Raw genomic sequence first — 15,251 nt, forward strand, 5'->3', positions numbered from 1 at the left:
TCACCTCCCCGCTCCTTCGTACCACTCCCTGTCCCCCGAGGAGAGTGCGCCATCAAAGCGTCCAGCAGTTCCCAGGCAGACAGCGCCCCCGCCGCCGCACCGGCGGTGGAACTCCGCGGGATCACCAAGCGGTTCCCGGGAGTCGTCGCCAACCACGACATCGACATCACCATCCACCGCGGCACCGTGCACGCGCTGGTCGGCGAGAACGGCGCGGGCAAGTCCACGCTGATGAAGATCCTTTACGGCATGCAGAAGCCGGACGAGGGCACCATCCGCATCGACGGCGACCAGGTCAGCTTCCACAGCCCGGCCGACGCCATCGCCCGCGGCATCGGCATGGTGCACCAGCACTTCATGCTCGCCGACAACCTCACCGTCCTGGAGAACGTCGTTCTCGGCGGTGAGAAACTCCACGGCATCGGCGCCAAGGCCCGCGCCGAGATCCTCAAGATCTCCGACCGCTACGGCCTCGGCGTGCGCCCCGACGTCCTCGTCGAGGACCTCGGTGTCGCCGACCGCCAGCGCGTGGAGATCCTCAAGGTCCTCTACCGCGGCGCCCGCACGCTCATCCTCGACGAGCCGACCGCGGTGCTGGTCCCGCAGGAGGTCGACGCGCTCTTCGACAACCTGCGCGAACTCAAGGCCGAGGGCCTGACCGTCATCTTCATCTCCCACAAGCTGGGCGAGGTGCTCTCGGTCGCCGACGACATCACCGTCATCCGGCGCGGCACCACCGTGGCCTCCGTCGTCCCCGGCGAGACCACGCCCAAGCAGCTCGCCGAGCTGATGGTCGGCAGCGAGCTGCCCTCGCCGCAGACCCGCGAGTCCACCGTCACGGACGTGCAGATGCTGAAGGTCGAAGGGCTGCGGCTGACCACCGCCGACGCGGAGGGGGTGGAGCGCACCGTCCTGGAGGACGTGGCGCTGACCATCCACAAGGGCGAGGTCCTGGGCATCGCCGGGGTGGAGGGCAACGGCCAGGCCGAACTGGTCGAGGCGATCATGGGGATGCGCGACCCCGACGGCGGCACCATCACGCTGGACGGCATCGACATCAGCCACCTGCCCACCCGCACCCGGCGCGAGGACGGCATCGGCTACATCCCCGAGGACCGCCACCGGCACGGCCTGCTGCTGGAGGCCCCCCTGTGGGAGAACCGCATCCTGGGCCACGTCACCCAGAAGCCCAACGCCAAGGGCCGGCTGCTCGACCTGAAGGCCGCCCGCGCGGACACCGAGCGGATCGTCGCCCAGTACGACGTCCGCACCCCCGGCATCGAGGTCACCGCGGCCTCACTCTCCGGCGGCAACCAGCAGAAGCTGATCTTCGGCCGTGAGATGAGCCACCACCCCAAACTGCTGATCGCCGCGCACCCCACCCGGGGCGTGGACGTCGGCGCCCAGGCACAGATCTGGGACCAGATCCGTGAGGCGCGCCGGGAAGGGCTGGCCGTGCTGCTGATCTCGGCCGACCTCGACGAGCTGATCGGGCTGTCCGACAACCTGCGGGTCATGTACCGCGGCCGGCTGGTCGCCGACGCGGACCCCGCCACCATCACCCCGGAGGAGTTGGGCTCGGCCATGACCGGCGCCGCTACCGGCCACCTGGAGCACCCGACCGAGGAGCACCCCGCGACGGAGGAGGGTGAGTCCGAGTGAAGAAATTCGCCAGGTTCGACAAGAACAAGGTGATCCTCGGGATCGCCGCCCCCGTCCTCGCCATCGTGGCGGCCCTGCTGATCACCTCGGTGATCATCCTGGCCACCGGCAAGGACCCGATCCACGCCTACCTGGTGATGGCCGACTTCGGCTCCAAGAGCGACAGCCAGGTCTGGATCATCAACAAGGCGGTCCCCTACTACCTGTCCGCGCTGGCCGTCGCCATCGGCTTCCGGATGAACCTCTTCAACATCGGCGTCGACGGCCAGTACCGCATCGCGGCGTTCTTCGCCGCGGTGGTCGGCGGTGCACTGACCCTCCCCGGCTTCCTCCAGATCCCGATCATCATCATCGTCGCGATGCTGGTCGGCTCGGTCTGGGCAGGCATCGCGGGTCTGCTGAAGACCACCCGCGGCGTCAGCGAGGTGATCACCACGATCATGCTGAACGCCATCGCGGCCGCGGTCATCGGCTACTTCCTCCAGGACGGCCGGCTCGCGGTCAAGGACGGCAACCTCTTCCACACGCCGAACCTCCCGGCCTCCAGCCACTTCTTCACCATCCCCACCCAGCCCGCTCCGCTCGACGGCTTCCTCGTCATCGCCGTGGTCGTCGGCTTCGTGTACTGGTTCGTGCTCAACCGCACCCGCTTCGGCTTCGACCTCCGCACGGTCGGCCAGTCCGAGTCCGCGGCCGAGGCGGGCGGCGTCAGCGTCAAGCGGATGATCGTCACCTCCATGCTGCTGTCCGGCGCCGCGGCGGGCCTGATCGGCATGCCGACGCTGCTCGGGTCCTCGTACAACTACGGCACCGACTTCCCCATCGGCATCGGCTTCACCGGCATCGCCATCGCGCTGCTGGGCCGCAACCACCCGCTCGGGATGGCCGCCGCCGCACTGCTGTGGGGCTTCCTGGAGCGCACCGGCACCCAGCTCGAATTCGAGGACTACCAGCAGGAGATCGTCGGCGTGATGCAGGGCGTCATCGTGCTGTGCGTCGTCGTCGCCTACGAACTCGTACGGCGCTACGGCCTCAGACTCCAGCAGCGGCAGGTCGGCGCGGAGCTCGCCGCCCAGGCCCGTAAGACCGAGAAGGCGGAGGTGTCCTCGTGAGTACGAACCTCACGGCTCCGGTCGACCAGAGCCCCCACCACCACAAGCCCAAGGCCTCCCGGGCCAAGCTCAGCTACCCCAAGGTCCTGCTGATCATCTCGGGCAGCCTGATCCTGTTGTCCCTGCTGCGGGTGATCACCGGCGCCAACAACCTGACCGAATCCGGCCAGTACACCGCCGCGCTCAACGCCGCCGTGCCGATCGGCCTGGCCGGCCTCGGCGGTCTGTGGTCCGAGCGTTCCGGCGTCATCAACATCGGCCTCGAAGGCATGATGATGCTGGGCGCCTTCTCCGCGGGCGCGGTCGGCTGGCAGCACGGCCCCTGGGCCGCGGCGGCGGCCGGAATCGTCGGCGGCGCGCTCGGCGGACTGCTGCACGCCGTCGTCACCGTCACCTTCGGCGTCGACCACATCATCTCCGGCGTCGCCATCAACATCATGGCGCTCGGCCTGACCCAGTTCCTCGCCAAGCTGTGGTTCGGCGCGGACGGCAGCGCGGCGGCGGCCGCCGGCGGCAACGACAAGCAGTCGCCACCGATGCCCGACATGCCGACGTTCACCGTCCCCGGTCTGTCCGACTGGCTCTACTCCATCGAGCACCACCACTGGTTCCTGGTCTCCGACGTGGCCGGCATCCTCGGCTCCCTGGTCACCAACGTCTCCTGGCTGACCCTGCTGACCGTCGTCGTCTTCGTACTCAGCTTCTTCGTCCTGTGGCGTTCCTCCTTCGGCCTGCGGCTGCGCTCCTGCGGCGAGGGCCCGATCGCGGCCGAGTCGCTGGGCGTCAACGTCTACCGCTACAAGTACGCGGCGGTGATCGTCTCCGGCGCGCTGGCCGGCCTCGGCGGCGCGTTCCTCGCGATCTACGTGCACATCTACCAGGACGGCCAGACCGGCGGCCGCGGCTACATCGGCCTCGCCACCATGATCTTCGGCAACTGGCGGCCGGGCGGCGTCGCCATGGGCGCCGGCCTGTTCGGCTTCATGGACGCGCTCCAGCTGCGCGGCGGCGGCCCCACCGTCCACGCGCTGCTGCTCCTGCTCGCCGTGCTGCTGGTCGGCCTGGCGGTGTGGAAGCTGCGCGCCGGGCAGCGCCCGCAGGCCGTGATCAGCGTGGTCGCCGCCGTGCTGCTCGCCGTCTGGTACGCCACCACCGACACGGTCCCGCTGGAGATCGTCGGCGTCGCCCCGTACATCGCCACGCTGCTGGTGCTCTCGCTGGCGTCGCAACGACTGCGGCCGCCGAAGGCCATCGGCAAGATCTACCGGAGAGGCCAGGGCAAGTGAGCACCACTCCCGACTGGGAGTCGCTGCGGGCGCAGGCCCGGGACGCGATGTCCCGGGCCTACGCCCCGTACTCCGGCTACCCCGTCGGGGCCGCCGCCCTCGTGGACGACGGCCGCACGGTCACCGGCTGCAACGTCGAGAACGCCTCGTACGGCCTCGGCCTGTGCGCCGAATGCGGCCTGATCTCCGCCCTGTTCGCGGGCGGCGGCGGCCGCCTGACCGCCTTCACGTGCGTGGACGGCGCGGGCGAGCTGCTGGTCCCCTGCGGCCGCTGCCGCCAGCTCCTGTGGGAACACGGCGGCCCGGAGCTCCTGGTGGACACCCGGGCGGGCATCCGGCCCCTGTCGGAGCTGCTGCCGGATGCGTTCGGGGCGGGGCATCTGGCGGGGTGACGGCGGGCTGACGGACGTGCGGCGGCATGCTGCGGCTACTGGGGGCACCTGGCGAGCCGACGGGCCGACGGGCGACAGCCCTTGTTGTACGGCCCTAGGGGCGCCATCGCCCCCTTAGGGCATGGCACCCCCGCCACCCACCCCCGCTCGGGAAGGCCGGGGATCCGTAGCGCTCACACCCCACTGCGCTCAGTTCCGCGATGCGGGTGACCTTGCTGGGGTGCCACCTGTCATAGCGACGGCTGAGAACTGCGGTTCGGCGACCCGGTGTCTACCTCCAGCCGTCCAGCGAGACCTGTTCCCCGTCGGCCAGGTAGTGATGAAGAGCGCTGGCGGTGGTGCCGACGAACTCGTCGGGGATGGCATCGGCGTCGACCCAGCACACCTGGTCGTGCTTCCGCGGCTCCCGGTTCTCGGGTTCGCCGGTCCATTCGTGGGCGGCGAAGACGACGGTGAGGAAGCCGTTGGGGGCCTCGACGCCCCAGGCGCAGTGAATGATGTGGGCGACCTTCAGATCCTCAGGTTTCACTGTCAGGCCGGTCTCCTCGTACAGCTCGCGTACGGCGGTCTTGGTGATCGGCTCGCCGGGCTCGCTCTTGCCGACGGGGAGGTCCCACATCCGCTGTGCGAACTTGGCGTTCCGGCTGCGCTGGAGGAGGACGACGCGGTTGGTGGCCGTGTCGTGGACGATGACGGCGGCGACCAGCAGGGTCATGGCTTCGAGGGCGGGCCTGAGTGCTTCGGGCTGGTCGTCGGTCTTCGGCTGAGCCACGGTGCATCCCTTCGTCGGCCGGTTGATCGGCAGCTTAGGCCAGCGCTTCTCGTGCGCGGCGGGCGAGTTCGGCGGCGCCCGGCACTTTCCGTCGCTGGTAGATGGCAAGGGTGGACCTGAGCGATGTGATCGCCTTGCGCGTACGGTCGGAGGTCATCCCTCCCATGAGGCTCAGGGCCTGGGACCAAGAGGCGACGGCTTCGTCGGCACGGGCCTGGGCGGCGAGGCTGTCGCCGAGGTCGGCGTAGGTGAGGGCGTGGACACGTTTGTACTCCTGAGGATCCCAACGGATGAGGGCATCGCGGTGCTGCTGCTCGGTGCCGAGGTGGTCAGCGAGGTCAGTCAGGGTGCGGGCGGTGTGGCTGGCGACGGTGCCGGCGGCCGGGCCGCTGACGCGGGAGTAGCTGGGCTGAGGCCCGTCGTCGCGGATGAGGGCATCTTCGGCGGCGAGGAGGGCGCGCGCTGCAGCGGGCTTCTCACCAATGGCGGCGTATGCGCGGGCGTGAGTGATGTGGAGGAGGGCCTCGGTCCGGCCATCGATGCGGTTGAGGCCGCGGGTGAGCGCGGCAGCGGCGAGATCGACGCAATGGTGAGGCTGTTTGAGGCTGAGGGCCTGGTGCGCGAGGGCGCGCATCATCCAGGCGGCGTGACCATATGGGTCGGCTTCGCAGGCGAGTTGGTAGCCGACTTGGTAGTAGCGCTGGGCGGCGCCTTCCTGGCCGAGGTCGTGGTGCTTCCAGCCGGCCAGATAGGTGAGTTCGGCGACCGCACCGAAGGCGGCTCGACGTAAGGCGTCGCTGGGGAAACGTCCGCGGAGCATGGGGGCTGCGGTGTCGGCGAGATAGGCAGTGACGGTGGTCAAGCCGTGACCACCGCCGAGACGTTCGTCGGCCGCGCTGAAGGTGGTGGTGATCTGGCGTACGACATCCACCTCCTCCACGCCAACCATGGCCGCTCCGGTGCGTGCGCGGAGCATGCGGGCGGTGGCGTCGTGGTCGTAGGCAAGCGGCATGGCGACGCCCGCGGTGGTGAAGGCGGCTACGGAGAGGAAGCGGCGGCGCTCCACATCGGCGCGGCCAAGGTCGGTGGCGGCGAGAACCGGGTCGGATTCCCTTTCCGTTGACTCGGGCGCCTCGGATGGGCCCACACCGATCTCGGTCCGGGTGATGGTGCGGCCTGCTCGGCGAGACAGTGCCTCGGCGAGGTACTGGCCGGTCCGGCCGGCGGGCTGGCGGGTGCCGTTCACCCAGTGGGAGATGGCCGACTTGTTGGTCTGGAGGATCTCGCCGTTCTCCGCGGCGACGCGTCGCACGTCCTTGGCCAGGGCCTCGTAGGTGCAGCCGATCGCGTCGATGGTCTCGCGCAGGCGGGAGTTGGGCGCTTTCTGTTCTGCCACGATCGGCTCCAATCCGGAGCTGTAAACGACGTATACCGCTTCAACCACCTCTCACCGTACCCACTGTGCGTGACGTCGGGTTCACTAGTCGTCAGCCGCCTGACACGTGCCCAGCGCAGCAACCACCGAGGCTGACGGCGCCCCGGAGGGCTCGACAGGGCACACGCAGAACCCCCGCGACCGTCCGACCGGCCCGGGGGCATGGCCATCAACTACCAAGGAGTTGACAACATGACCAACGCTACAGCGAGGTTCTTACTCGTGCTGCTGCGGCTGCTGCTTCCAGCGCGGGGCCGCCACCGGACGGACCGTACTCAGCCGGAGGCGAGGCGCGAGGACGCGCCGACGCTCGTCCTTCCCCGTGTGCACATTCGGCGGCCTGGGCTCCTGCGTGGCGAGGACTCCGCCCTGATCCGCCCATACGTCCTGACGACCGAAGAGCTGTACGCGCGCCGCTTGCAGGGCCAGCCGGGACGGGCGTTGTGGCTGGCCGTTCACGGCGTCGACGCGGGGCCGCGCCGGATTCGCGGAGTTGAGGTGGCGGCGTGATGTACCCCACGGAGAAACCGCGGCTGCTGCCGTGGTCCAGCCCGGACGGGAAGCCGTGCTACCTGGCAGGCGACGGGAACGGATACGTGTCCCGCCTGGCCGACAACGTGGAGGCGGCACAGCTCAGCTCGGCCGCTGAACTGATCGAGGAAGCCCGCCCCCTCCTCGCCGGACGGACCTGGACCCCTGAGGAAGTCCATCTACTGGCATGCGTGTTGACCGCCTCCCTGGCCGATGTGCACCGGGTGGCGGAGAGCAGAGGCGCGCGGATGCCCGCCCCGGACGATGACGAGCCCGACAGCGATGCCGCTCCGGGCGGCGGCGATGGCGGCAAGTCACGGCTTCCTGCAGACGCGTTCGACTGATCCGGGCGCGTGCACACTCACCCGCCGGAGCGGCTGTTGCCCTCACGGCCGACAGCCCAACCGATGGCGGAGCCCGATCCGTGGCGACGGATGGGCAACTCCCGCGCCCAGTCGGGCCGGGACCGACGAGAGAAAGGGGGCGCGGCATGGCCGCGACCGCTGAGATCGAGAGCGCCACGTCCACTACGCACCTCACCGGCACCCGCCCCTGGGGGGCCGGCCGACTCGCGCCGTATCCGACCACGTTGCACCGTCCGCACGCCACGGTCACCGTCGACCCCGCCACGCAACTCGGCGTGTTCCGCGACCATGCCGGCCAGGTGGTCGAGATGGGCAAGCACGGCACCAGCTCCGGCACCGAGACCTCCACGACCACGAACTCGGACTCGCAGAACGACCAGGGCCACGACCAGGACAGCCAGCAGGACTGATGCCTGCGAACGAGGAGAGGCCGGTACTGGTGGCCACCGAGGCGGACGATGTCACCGCCGACATGGTGATCACCCAACTCAACCGGCGAAACGTGCCGGTGGTCAGGTTCAACCCCGGTGACTTCGGCGGATGCCTGACGGTCTCGGCCCGGTTCGGCGCCGGCCCGGCCCCAGTGGCCGGGCAGGTGCGTACCCTGTCGAGAACCGTCGACCTGGATCACGTGCGAGCGGTGTACTGGCGCCGCCCAGCCTGGCCCGACTTCCCGTACTTGAGCGACGACGATGCGCGGTTCGCCGCCGCGCAAGTGCGCTATGGGCTCGGCGGTGCCCTTTTCGCCCTCGAAGGCCCGCTATGGGTCAATCATCCCCTTCGTAACGCAGCGGCCGACTACAAGCCTGCTCAACTCGCTGTCGCCCAGCGGCTTGGCCTCACAGTGCCGTCGACCCTTGTGACCAATGACCCGGATGAAGCACGGGAGTTCATCGCCGCACACGGGCAGGTGATCTACAAGACTCTGCGGTGGACCTCGTACAAGCGAGACGGAGTTCCGGTTACCGGGTGGGCAGACCCGGTCACCGCCGCGGAGATCGATGACAGCGTGCGCGTGACACCGCACCTGTTCCAAGCCCGCGTGGACAAGGTCGCCGACGTGCGAGTGCTGGTGGTCGGCGAGCGAGCGTTCTCCGTGCGGATCGACTCCGACCTCCTGGACTGGCGCAAGGACTACTCCGCCCTCTCCTACAGCGTGGTAGACCTGCCGGACCACGTGGACAAGGCGCTCCTTGCCTACTTGGACCGCTTCGGGCTGGTGTCCGGGAGCTTCGACCTCGCCGTCGACCGGGCGGGTGACTACTGGTGGTTGGAGCTGAATCCGAACGGCCAATGGGGGTGGCTGGAAGAGAAGACCGGCCTGGAAATGTCCGCCACATTCGCCGACCTGCTGACCCGAGGAGAGCCCGCCCCATGACGGAAACCGCGCCCGAGCGACGTGCCCTTGCCGACCGGCTGGAGAAGGCCGGTGTCCTCTCGATCCCCCAATGGCGGGCGGCGGTCGAGGCCGTACCGCGTGAGCTGTTCTTGAACCCCGGGGTCTTCCTGCCCGTGGACGGTGGCCGCTGGCAACCGGTCACAGCGGTGGGAGCCAACCCGGCGGAGTGGGCGAAGATCGCCTACAGCGACCAGTCCCTTACCACTCAGCTCGATGGTCACCTCACCGCCGACCAGGCCGCTGACCTCGTGACAGGTGTGCCCACGTCCTCGTCCACCACGCCCGTCACCGTGGTCGGCATGATCGAGAGCCTGGACGTGGAAGACGGGCACCAGGTGCTGGAGATCGGCACCGGCACCGGTTACTCCTCGGCCCTGATGTGCCACCGCCTCGGCGAAGACAACGTCACCACGGTCGAGGTGGACCCCGACGTGGCGGCCCGCGCGGACGCCGCGCTGGAAGCAGCCGGGTTCTCGACATGGACCGTGACGGGGGACGGGCTCCTGGGGCACCCCCGCCGCGCCCCGTACGACCGGGTGATTGCCACCTGTGCCGTACGCCGCATCCCCCACACCTGGATCCGGCAGACGAAGCCGGGCGGCATCATCCTCGCGACCCTTGGCTCCTGGCCCTACGGCACGGGTCTGGCAAAGGTGACCGTGGGCGAAGACGGGACCGCCGAGGGCCGGATCATCGGCCGCTCCTCGTTCATGCAGGCTCGGGCGCAAGCCGTGGTCCCGCCGGCCGGCGACCTGTCCGCACGCACGGCCTTCCCCGACAGCGAGCGCGCGGTGAAGGTAGCGCCGGTCATGCTGGCGGAGTGGATGCCCGCCTTCCTCGCCCAGCTTGCCGCGCCCGGCGCACACCTCGTTCGCGCCTCGACGCGCGAAGGACCAGAGCTCCTGTACCTCTTCCACCCGGAGCGCGAGTCCTTCGCACAATTCACGTCCGACGGCGAGGGCTGGACCGTCCGCCAGGGCGGCCCGGTGGCCCTGTGGGACGACATCGAGCAGGCCCTCACCGCATGGCAGGACACGGGAAGCCCCGACATCACCGCCGTACAGCTCCAGATCGACAGCAAGGCCCACACTTATTGGATCGAGGACAGCCCGTCGCTGCGCTGGCACCACCGCCTCGCATGAAAGAGCGCGAAGCGATCAACCCCGGCGGCCCCCTACCCTCCTGGGGAGCAGCCGCCGGATCGTAAGGATGCGAGAGGTGCGAGATGGACGACGAACCGTTGTCGGAATGGGCGGAGCGCCGTTACGCGAAGGTCGGACGGCTCCGCGCAATTCCCCTCGTCACCGGTGACGGCCCCAGAGGCGCGCATCTGAACCCGGATGCACCCCGTGTCATCCAGCGATGGAACGGATACTCCTGGGAACCCCACGGTTTCGCGTCCAACCTCGCCGAGGCGAAACGGATCCTGTACCCCGAGGTCATCGAGTCCCCGGCCCCGGGGTCTGCGCCCAAGCTCGGCGCAGGCACCGGCAAGCACCGTAAGCCCCGGGCGCCAAGGTCGGAGCGCTAGGGACCGTCCGGCCGCGTGGCCTGCACCGCGCCGGACGGGAAGGTCCGCCGCATCCCCGCCCACACCCACCCTGGCCACCCGGCATCTATGCGTGTAGAACGGGGATGGGACCTACCCGTTCGAAAGGAAACCGTCCATGGACGCCATCTCCGTCATCCGTACCAAGCGCGACCGCGGTGAGCTGACCCCCGATCAGATCGACTGGGTCATCGACGCCTACACCCGCGGTGAGGTCGCTCACGAACAGATGTCGTCCCTGGCGATGGCGATCTTCCTCAACGGTATGAACCGCAAGGAGATCGCCCGCTGGACCGCCGCGATGATCGCCTCCGGTGAGCGGATGGACTTCTCCTCGCTGCCCCGCCCCACCGCCGACAAGCACTCCACCGGTGGCGTCGGCGACAAGATCACCCTGCCGCTCGCCCCGCTCGTCGCCGCCTGTGGCGCCGCCGTGCCCCAGCTGTCCGGCCGCGGTCTCGGCCACACCGGCGGCACCCTCGACAAGCTGGAGTCCGTCCCCGGCTGGCGCGCCCACCTCAGCAACGCCGAGATGCTGGACGTCCTCCGCGATGTCGGCTCCGTGATCTGTGCCGCCGGCGACGGCCTGGCCCCCGCCGACAAGAAGCTCTACGCGCTGCGCGACGTCACCGGCACCGTCGAGTCCATCCCGCTGATCGCCTCCTCGATCATGTCCAAGAAGATCGCCGAGGGCACCGGCTCCCTCGTCCTGGACGTCAAGGTCGGCTCCGGCGCCTTCATGAAGCACCTCGACGACGCCCGCGAACTCGCCTCCACCATGGTCGAGTTGGGCAACGACCACGGCGTGCGGACGGTCGCCCTGCTCACCGACATGGCCACCCCGCTCGGCCGCACCGCGGGCAACGCCCTCGAAGTCCGCGAGTCCGTCGAGGTGCTGGCCGGCGGCGGCCCCCAGGACGTCATCGACCTCACCCTCGCCCTCGCCCGCGAGATGCTCGACGCGGCGGGTCTGCCGGACGCCGACCCGGCCAAGGCGCTCACGGACGGCTCCGCCATGGACCACTGGCGCCGCATGATCACCGCCCAGGGCGGCGACCCGGACGCCCCGCTCCCGGTCGCCCGCGAGCAGCACACCATCACCGCCGCCGCCACCGGCACCCTCACCACCCTCGACGCCTACGCCGTCGGCCTCGCCGCCTGGCGCCTCGGCGCCGGCCGCGCCCGCAAGGAGGACCCGGTCCAGGCCGCCGCCGGCATCGAACTCCACGCCAAGCCCGGCGACCGCGTCACCGCCGGCCAGCCCCTCCTCACCCTCCACACCGACACCCCTGAAAAGCTCCCCTACGCCCTGGAGGCCCTGGACGGCGGAGTGCTGATCGGCGCCCCCGACACCACCTTCACGGCGGGCCCGGTGGTCCTGGAACGCATCGGCTGACCTGCGGTTTTCCCGTACGGGTGAACGGGATCGGTGGACCGGCGCCGGTCCCGTTCGGCATGCTGGGATCGGTGACGTACCGATAGAGGAGACCGCCATGAGCGCACTCACCGTCGACCACACCGCGGGCACCGGCCCCGAGTGGGACGACCTCGTCCGTATCTGGGAACAGGCGGACGCACGCGAGGGCTGGAAGGTGGAGATCATCGAGGGGATCGTCACCGTGTCACCGCCGCCCGACAACAACCACAACTTCATCGCCGCGAAGGTCCAGCGCCGTCTGTACGCCGTGCTCCCGGAGGACTGGGACATCTACCAGACGCTCGGGACGGGAATTCCCCTGCGCAAGGGCCTTTACATCCCGGACCTCGCCGTGGTGCCGGACGATGTCGTGCTCGACAAGACCGGCGAGTACGTCCCGGCGTCCACTGCCAAGCTGATCGTCGAGGTCACCTCGAAGTCCAACGCGAGTAATGACCGGATCGCGAAGGCGGCGGGCTACGCGCGGGCCGGCGTCCCGCTGTATCTGCTCGTCGACCGGTTCGCCCCCGCCGGGCCCACGATCACCTTGTTCGGCGAGCCCGCGGGCGACGTCTACCGGGTGTTGCAGACCGTGAAGTTCGGCGACGAACTGGTTCTTCCCGCACCCTTCGAACTCGCCCTGGACACCAGCGTCTTCCCGGTCGACTGACGACGACCGCCCGATCCCCAAGACAGCACGACGAAGGGCCCGCCCCACCAGGACAGGTGGAGGGGCGGGCCCTTCGGCTGAGGGGCGGGCGGGGCGTGTGGTGGCCCCGGCCGGGTGGGGTTACGCCGCTCGGGCCAGGTGGAGCAGGCGGCGTTCCGCGACGGCCTTGCGGGTGGCGTAGAGGGTGATCGACGCGGCGCCGAGCATCGCGGCGAGGCCGAGGAGGACCGTGCCCTGCCAGCCGACCGCGTGGAAGGCGGCGGCGCCCAGCGCGCCGCCCAGGCTGCTGCCGACGTAGTACGCGCACTGGTAGAGGGCCGACGCCTGGGCGCGGGCCGTCTTGGCGGTGCGGCTGACCGACGACGAGGCGACCGCGTGGCCCGCGAAGAATCCGGCGGTGATCAGGACCAGGCCCGCGAGCACCGCGCCGACCGAGTCGGCGAGGGTGAGCAGCAGGCCCGTCGAGGTGGTGCTGACGGCCAGGTAGAGCGCGCCGCGGCGGCCCATCCGGGCGACCAGCTTGCCGGCCGCCGCCGAGGACGCCGTACCGACGAGGTAGATCACGAAGACCGAACCGACGATGCCCTGCGGGAGATTGAACGGCTCGGCGACCAGCCGGTAGCCGATGACCGTGTAGACCGCGCCGAAGACCGTCATGAACAGGGCGCCGATGGCGTACAGGCGACGGAGGAGCGGGTCGGCGAGGTGGCTGCCGAGCGTACGGGCCAGTGCCCGCGGGCCGACCGAACGGGGCGCGAAGTGCCGGGCCTTGGGGACCAGCAGCCGGAACGTCACCGCGCACACCACGGCCATCAGTCCCACCGCGCCGAGCGCGGCCCGCCAGCCCCAGCCCTGGGCGACCCAGCCGGTCACGATCCGGCCGGACATCCCGCCGATGCTGTTGCCGGCCACGAACAGTCCGATGGCCGCCACCAGCGCCTTGGCGCGTACCTCCTCGGCCAGGAAGGCCATCGCCGACGCCGGCAGCCCGGCCAGCGCCACGCCCTGGACGGCGCGCAGGGCGATCAGGACGCCGAGCGACGGCGCGAACGGCACCAGCAGGGCGATCACCGCGGCCACCGAGAGCGACGCGGTCATGAGCGTGCGCCGCCCGAAGCGTTCGGACACCGCGCTCAGCGGGATCACGCCGAGGGCCAGTCCGAAGGTGGCCGCCGAAACGGTCCAGCTCGCCTGGTCCGGGGAGACCCCGAGGTCGCCGGAGATAGCGGGCAGCAGGGCCTGGGTGGAATACAGGAGGGCGAAGGTGGCCACTCCGGCGGCGAAGAGGGCGAAGCTCATCCGGCGGTAACCGGGGCCGCCCGGCCGCAGCTTGCCCGCTTCGGGGTCGGGCGCGGCGGCGGAGGAAGAGGAGCTGGTGGACGACTGGGGAGAGGCGGCCGCACGGTCGGTGACGGACGCCCCGGTATCAGCGGGAGGCATGCTTCGACCGTAGGACCCGACAGTTCATGCGTCCAATGCATGGAAACGGCATAATCGATGCTGTGTCGCATGAGCAGAGGTCAGAAGGGTCGCTGTTGCAAGGTCGCAACAGAAAAGATGTTGAGGCAGGCGGACGCAGCCGGAGTGGGGCGGCGACCCGGGGCCGGGGCGGGGCGGTCGGCGCGGAGACCGGCGAGGCGGCCGAACTCGGTGTCGGGTCGTGGGCGGCGGTGCTCGCCCCGCGGCTCGCCCAGTTCACCGCCGTCGCCCGGCACGAACACGTCACCCGGGCCGCGCAGGAGCTCGGCGTGCCGCAGCCGACCCTCAGCCGCGCCATCGTCCGGCTGGAGGACGACCTCGGCGTCGCGCTCTTCGCCCGGCACGGCCGTACGCTCTCCCTCACCCCGGCCGGCCGGTCCTTCCTCGCCTCCGCCGAACGGGCGCTCACGGACCTGGAGCGGGCCACCGAGTCCGTACGCGCCGACGTCGACCCGGCCGCCGGCAAGGTCGCCTTCGGGTTCCTGCACACCCTCGGTCCGGAGACCGTACCGGGACTGATCCGCAGCTTCCGCGCCGACCATCCCCGCGTCCGCTTCCAGCTCGTGCAGAACTACGGCGAGGCGATGATCGAACGGCTCCGCGCCGGCGACCTCGACCTGTGCCTGACCTCGCCGGTGCCGGACTACCCGGACCTGGTCGCCCGCCGGCTCGACGAGCAGAAGCTGCGGCTGGTCGTCCCGGACGACCACCCGCTGGCCGCCCGCAAACGCATCCGGCTGGCGGAGGCCGCCGGCGAACTGTTCGTGACCCTCGAACCGGGCTACGGCTTGCGCCGGATCACCGACGCGCTGTGCGCCGAGGCGGGCTTCACCCCACGGGTGGCGTTCGAGGGCGAGGAGGCCGAGACGCTCCGCGGACTGGTCGCGGCCGGCCTCGGCGTGGCCCTGCTGCCGCCACCGGCCGTACCGCGCCCGGGAGTTGCCGAACTGACGGTGACCGCCCCGCGCGCGGTCCGTGAGATCGGCGTGGCCTGGCTGGACGGCCACCCCGACACCCCACCGGTCGCCGCCTTCAAGAAGTTCCTGCTGAGCAGACGGGGACGGCTGCTGCCGCGGTGACGGGCGCCGCCCTAGCTGTGCTGTCCGGGGACGTTGGTGACAGGCGACACGCCTTTCAGGGCGCTTGAAGAAGGTGAGGGCCTTCTGGCTCGGTGGGGATTGC

15 protein-coding genes are annotated in these 15,251 nt (G+C 70.2%); 12 read left to right on the forward strand and 3 right to left on the reverse strand.

Annotated elements, in window-relative coordinates:
• Window positions 1-51: 51 nt before the first annotated feature.
• The 4 genes from IG62_RS0133410 to IG62_RS0133425 are packed head-to-tail and all read left to right on the forward strand — an operon-like array spanning window position 52 to window position 4,452.
• On the forward strand, window positions 52-1,662 hold the full coding sequence (locus IG62_RS0133410; protein WP_234326849.1) for an ABC transporter ATP-binding protein: 1,611 nt from the start codon (window positions 52-54) through the stop codon (window positions 1,660-1,662).
• A complete protein-coding gene (locus tag IG62_RS0133415) occupies window positions 1,659-2,774 on the forward strand; it encodes an ABC transporter permease (RefSeq protein WP_030812163.1) in 1,116 nt (371 codons plus the stop codon). The genes IG62_RS0133410 and IG62_RS0133415 overlap by 4 nt, the downstream gene beginning before the upstream one ends.
• Window positions 2,771-4,060: an ABC transporter permease gene (locus IG62_RS0133420; protein WP_030812165.1), complete on the forward strand. Its 1,290-nt coding sequence runs from the start codon at window positions 2,771-2,773 to the stop codon at window positions 4,058-4,060. Before IG62_RS0133415 ends, IG62_RS0133420 begins: the two co-directional genes overlap by 4 nt.
• Window positions 4,057-4,452, forward strand: coding sequence for a cytidine deaminase (locus IG62_RS0133425; RefSeq protein WP_030812168.1), 396 nt, complete (start codon window positions 4,057-4,059; stop codon window positions 4,450-4,452). Before IG62_RS0133420 ends, IG62_RS0133425 begins: the two co-directional genes overlap by 4 nt.
• A 271-nt stretch (window positions 4,453-4,723) precedes the next feature.
• Here the strand turns inward: IG62_RS0133425 and IG62_RS0133430 are convergent, their stop codons facing one another.
• Window positions 4,724-5,257, reverse strand: coding sequence for an NUDIX domain-containing protein (locus tag IG62_RS0133430; protein WP_037839940.1), 534 nt, complete (start codon window positions 5,255-5,257; stop codon window positions 4,724-4,726).
• 1 nt (window position 5,258) lies between these two features.
• Entirely contained in the window at window positions 5,259-6,632 is a 1,374-nt protein-coding gene (locus tag IG62_RS0133435; protein ID WP_420711142.1) for a tetratricopeptide repeat protein, read from the reverse strand.
• Window positions 6,633-7,168: 536 nt separating this feature from the next.
• Between IG62_RS0133435 and IG62_RS0133445 the strand changes: the two genes are divergently transcribed.
• The 7 genes from IG62_RS0133445 to IG62_RS0133475 all read left to right on the forward strand — a co-directional run bounded on the left by IG62_RS0133445 (window position 7,169) and on the right by IG62_RS0133475 (window position 12,590).
• Complete coding sequence (locus IG62_RS0133445) at window positions 7,169-7,534, forward strand: hypothetical protein (RefSeq protein ID WP_030812180.1); 366 nt, start codon at window positions 7,169-7,171, stop codon at window positions 7,532-7,534.
• Window positions 7,535-7,680: 146 nt separating this feature from the next.
• Window positions 7,681-7,965 carry a putative ATP-grasp-modified RiPP gene (tgmA, locus tag IG62_RS0133450; protein ID WP_030812182.1) on the forward strand — a complete coding sequence of 95 codons (285 nt, stop codon included), beginning with the start codon at window positions 7,681-7,683 and terminating at the stop codon, window positions 7,963-7,965.
• Entirely contained in the window at window positions 7,965-8,933 is a 969-nt protein-coding gene (gene tgmB / locus IG62_RS0133455) for an ATP-grasp ribosomal peptide maturase (protein WP_030812185.1), read from the forward strand. Before tgmA ends, tgmB begins: the two co-directional genes overlap by 1 nt.
• The gene (gene tgmC, locus IG62_RS0133460; protein WP_030812188.1) at window positions 8,930-10,096 is read left to right on the forward strand and encodes an ATP-grasp peptide maturase system methyltransferase; all 1,167 of its coding nucleotides are present in this window, start codon (window positions 8,930-8,932) and stop codon (window positions 10,094-10,096) included. The genes tgmB and tgmC overlap by 4 nt, the downstream gene beginning before the upstream one ends.
• Before the next feature lie 83 nt (window positions 10,097-10,179).
• Window positions 10,180-10,485 (forward strand): DUF6087 family protein, encoded by a 306-nt coding sequence (locus tag IG62_RS0133465; protein ID WP_030812191.1) that lies wholly within the window; start codon window positions 10,180-10,182, stop codon window positions 10,483-10,485.
• A 136-nt stretch (window positions 10,486-10,621) separates the two neighbouring features.
• Window positions 10,622-11,899: a thymidine phosphorylase gene (locus IG62_RS0133470; protein ID WP_030812193.1), complete on the forward strand. Its 1,278-nt coding sequence runs from the start codon at window positions 10,622-10,624 to the stop codon at window positions 11,897-11,899.
• A 97-nt stretch (window positions 11,900-11,996) separates the two neighbouring features.
• Window positions 11,997-12,590 carry a Uma2 family endonuclease gene (locus tag IG62_RS0133475; RefSeq protein WP_030812196.1) on the forward strand — a complete coding sequence of 198 codons (594 nt, stop codon included), beginning with the start codon at window positions 11,997-11,999 and terminating at the stop codon, window positions 12,588-12,590.
• A gap of 120 nt (window positions 12,591-12,710) precedes the next feature.
• Here IG62_RS0133475 and IG62_RS0133480 read toward each other — a convergent pair whose 3' ends face one another.
• Window positions 12,711-14,030, reverse strand: coding sequence for an MFS transporter (locus IG62_RS0133480; RefSeq protein WP_030812198.1), 1,320 nt, complete (start codon window positions 14,028-14,030; stop codon window positions 12,711-12,713).
• Between the two features lie 95 nt (window positions 14,031-14,125).
• Here IG62_RS0133480 and IG62_RS0133485 point away from each other — a divergent pair, with 95 nt between their 5' ends.
• Window positions 14,126-15,148, forward strand: a complete 1,023-nt coding sequence (locus tag IG62_RS0133485; RefSeq protein ID WP_030812201.1) for a LysR substrate-binding domain-containing protein — start codon at window positions 14,126-14,128, stop codon at window positions 15,146-15,148.
• Window positions 15,149-15,251 lie beyond the last annotated feature (103 nt).

It is taken from the genome of Streptomyces sp. NRRL S-337 (assembly GCF_000720175.1).
Classification (GTDB): Bacteria; Actinomycetota; Actinomycetes; order Streptomycetales; family Streptomycetaceae; genus Streptomyces; species Streptomyces siderophoricus.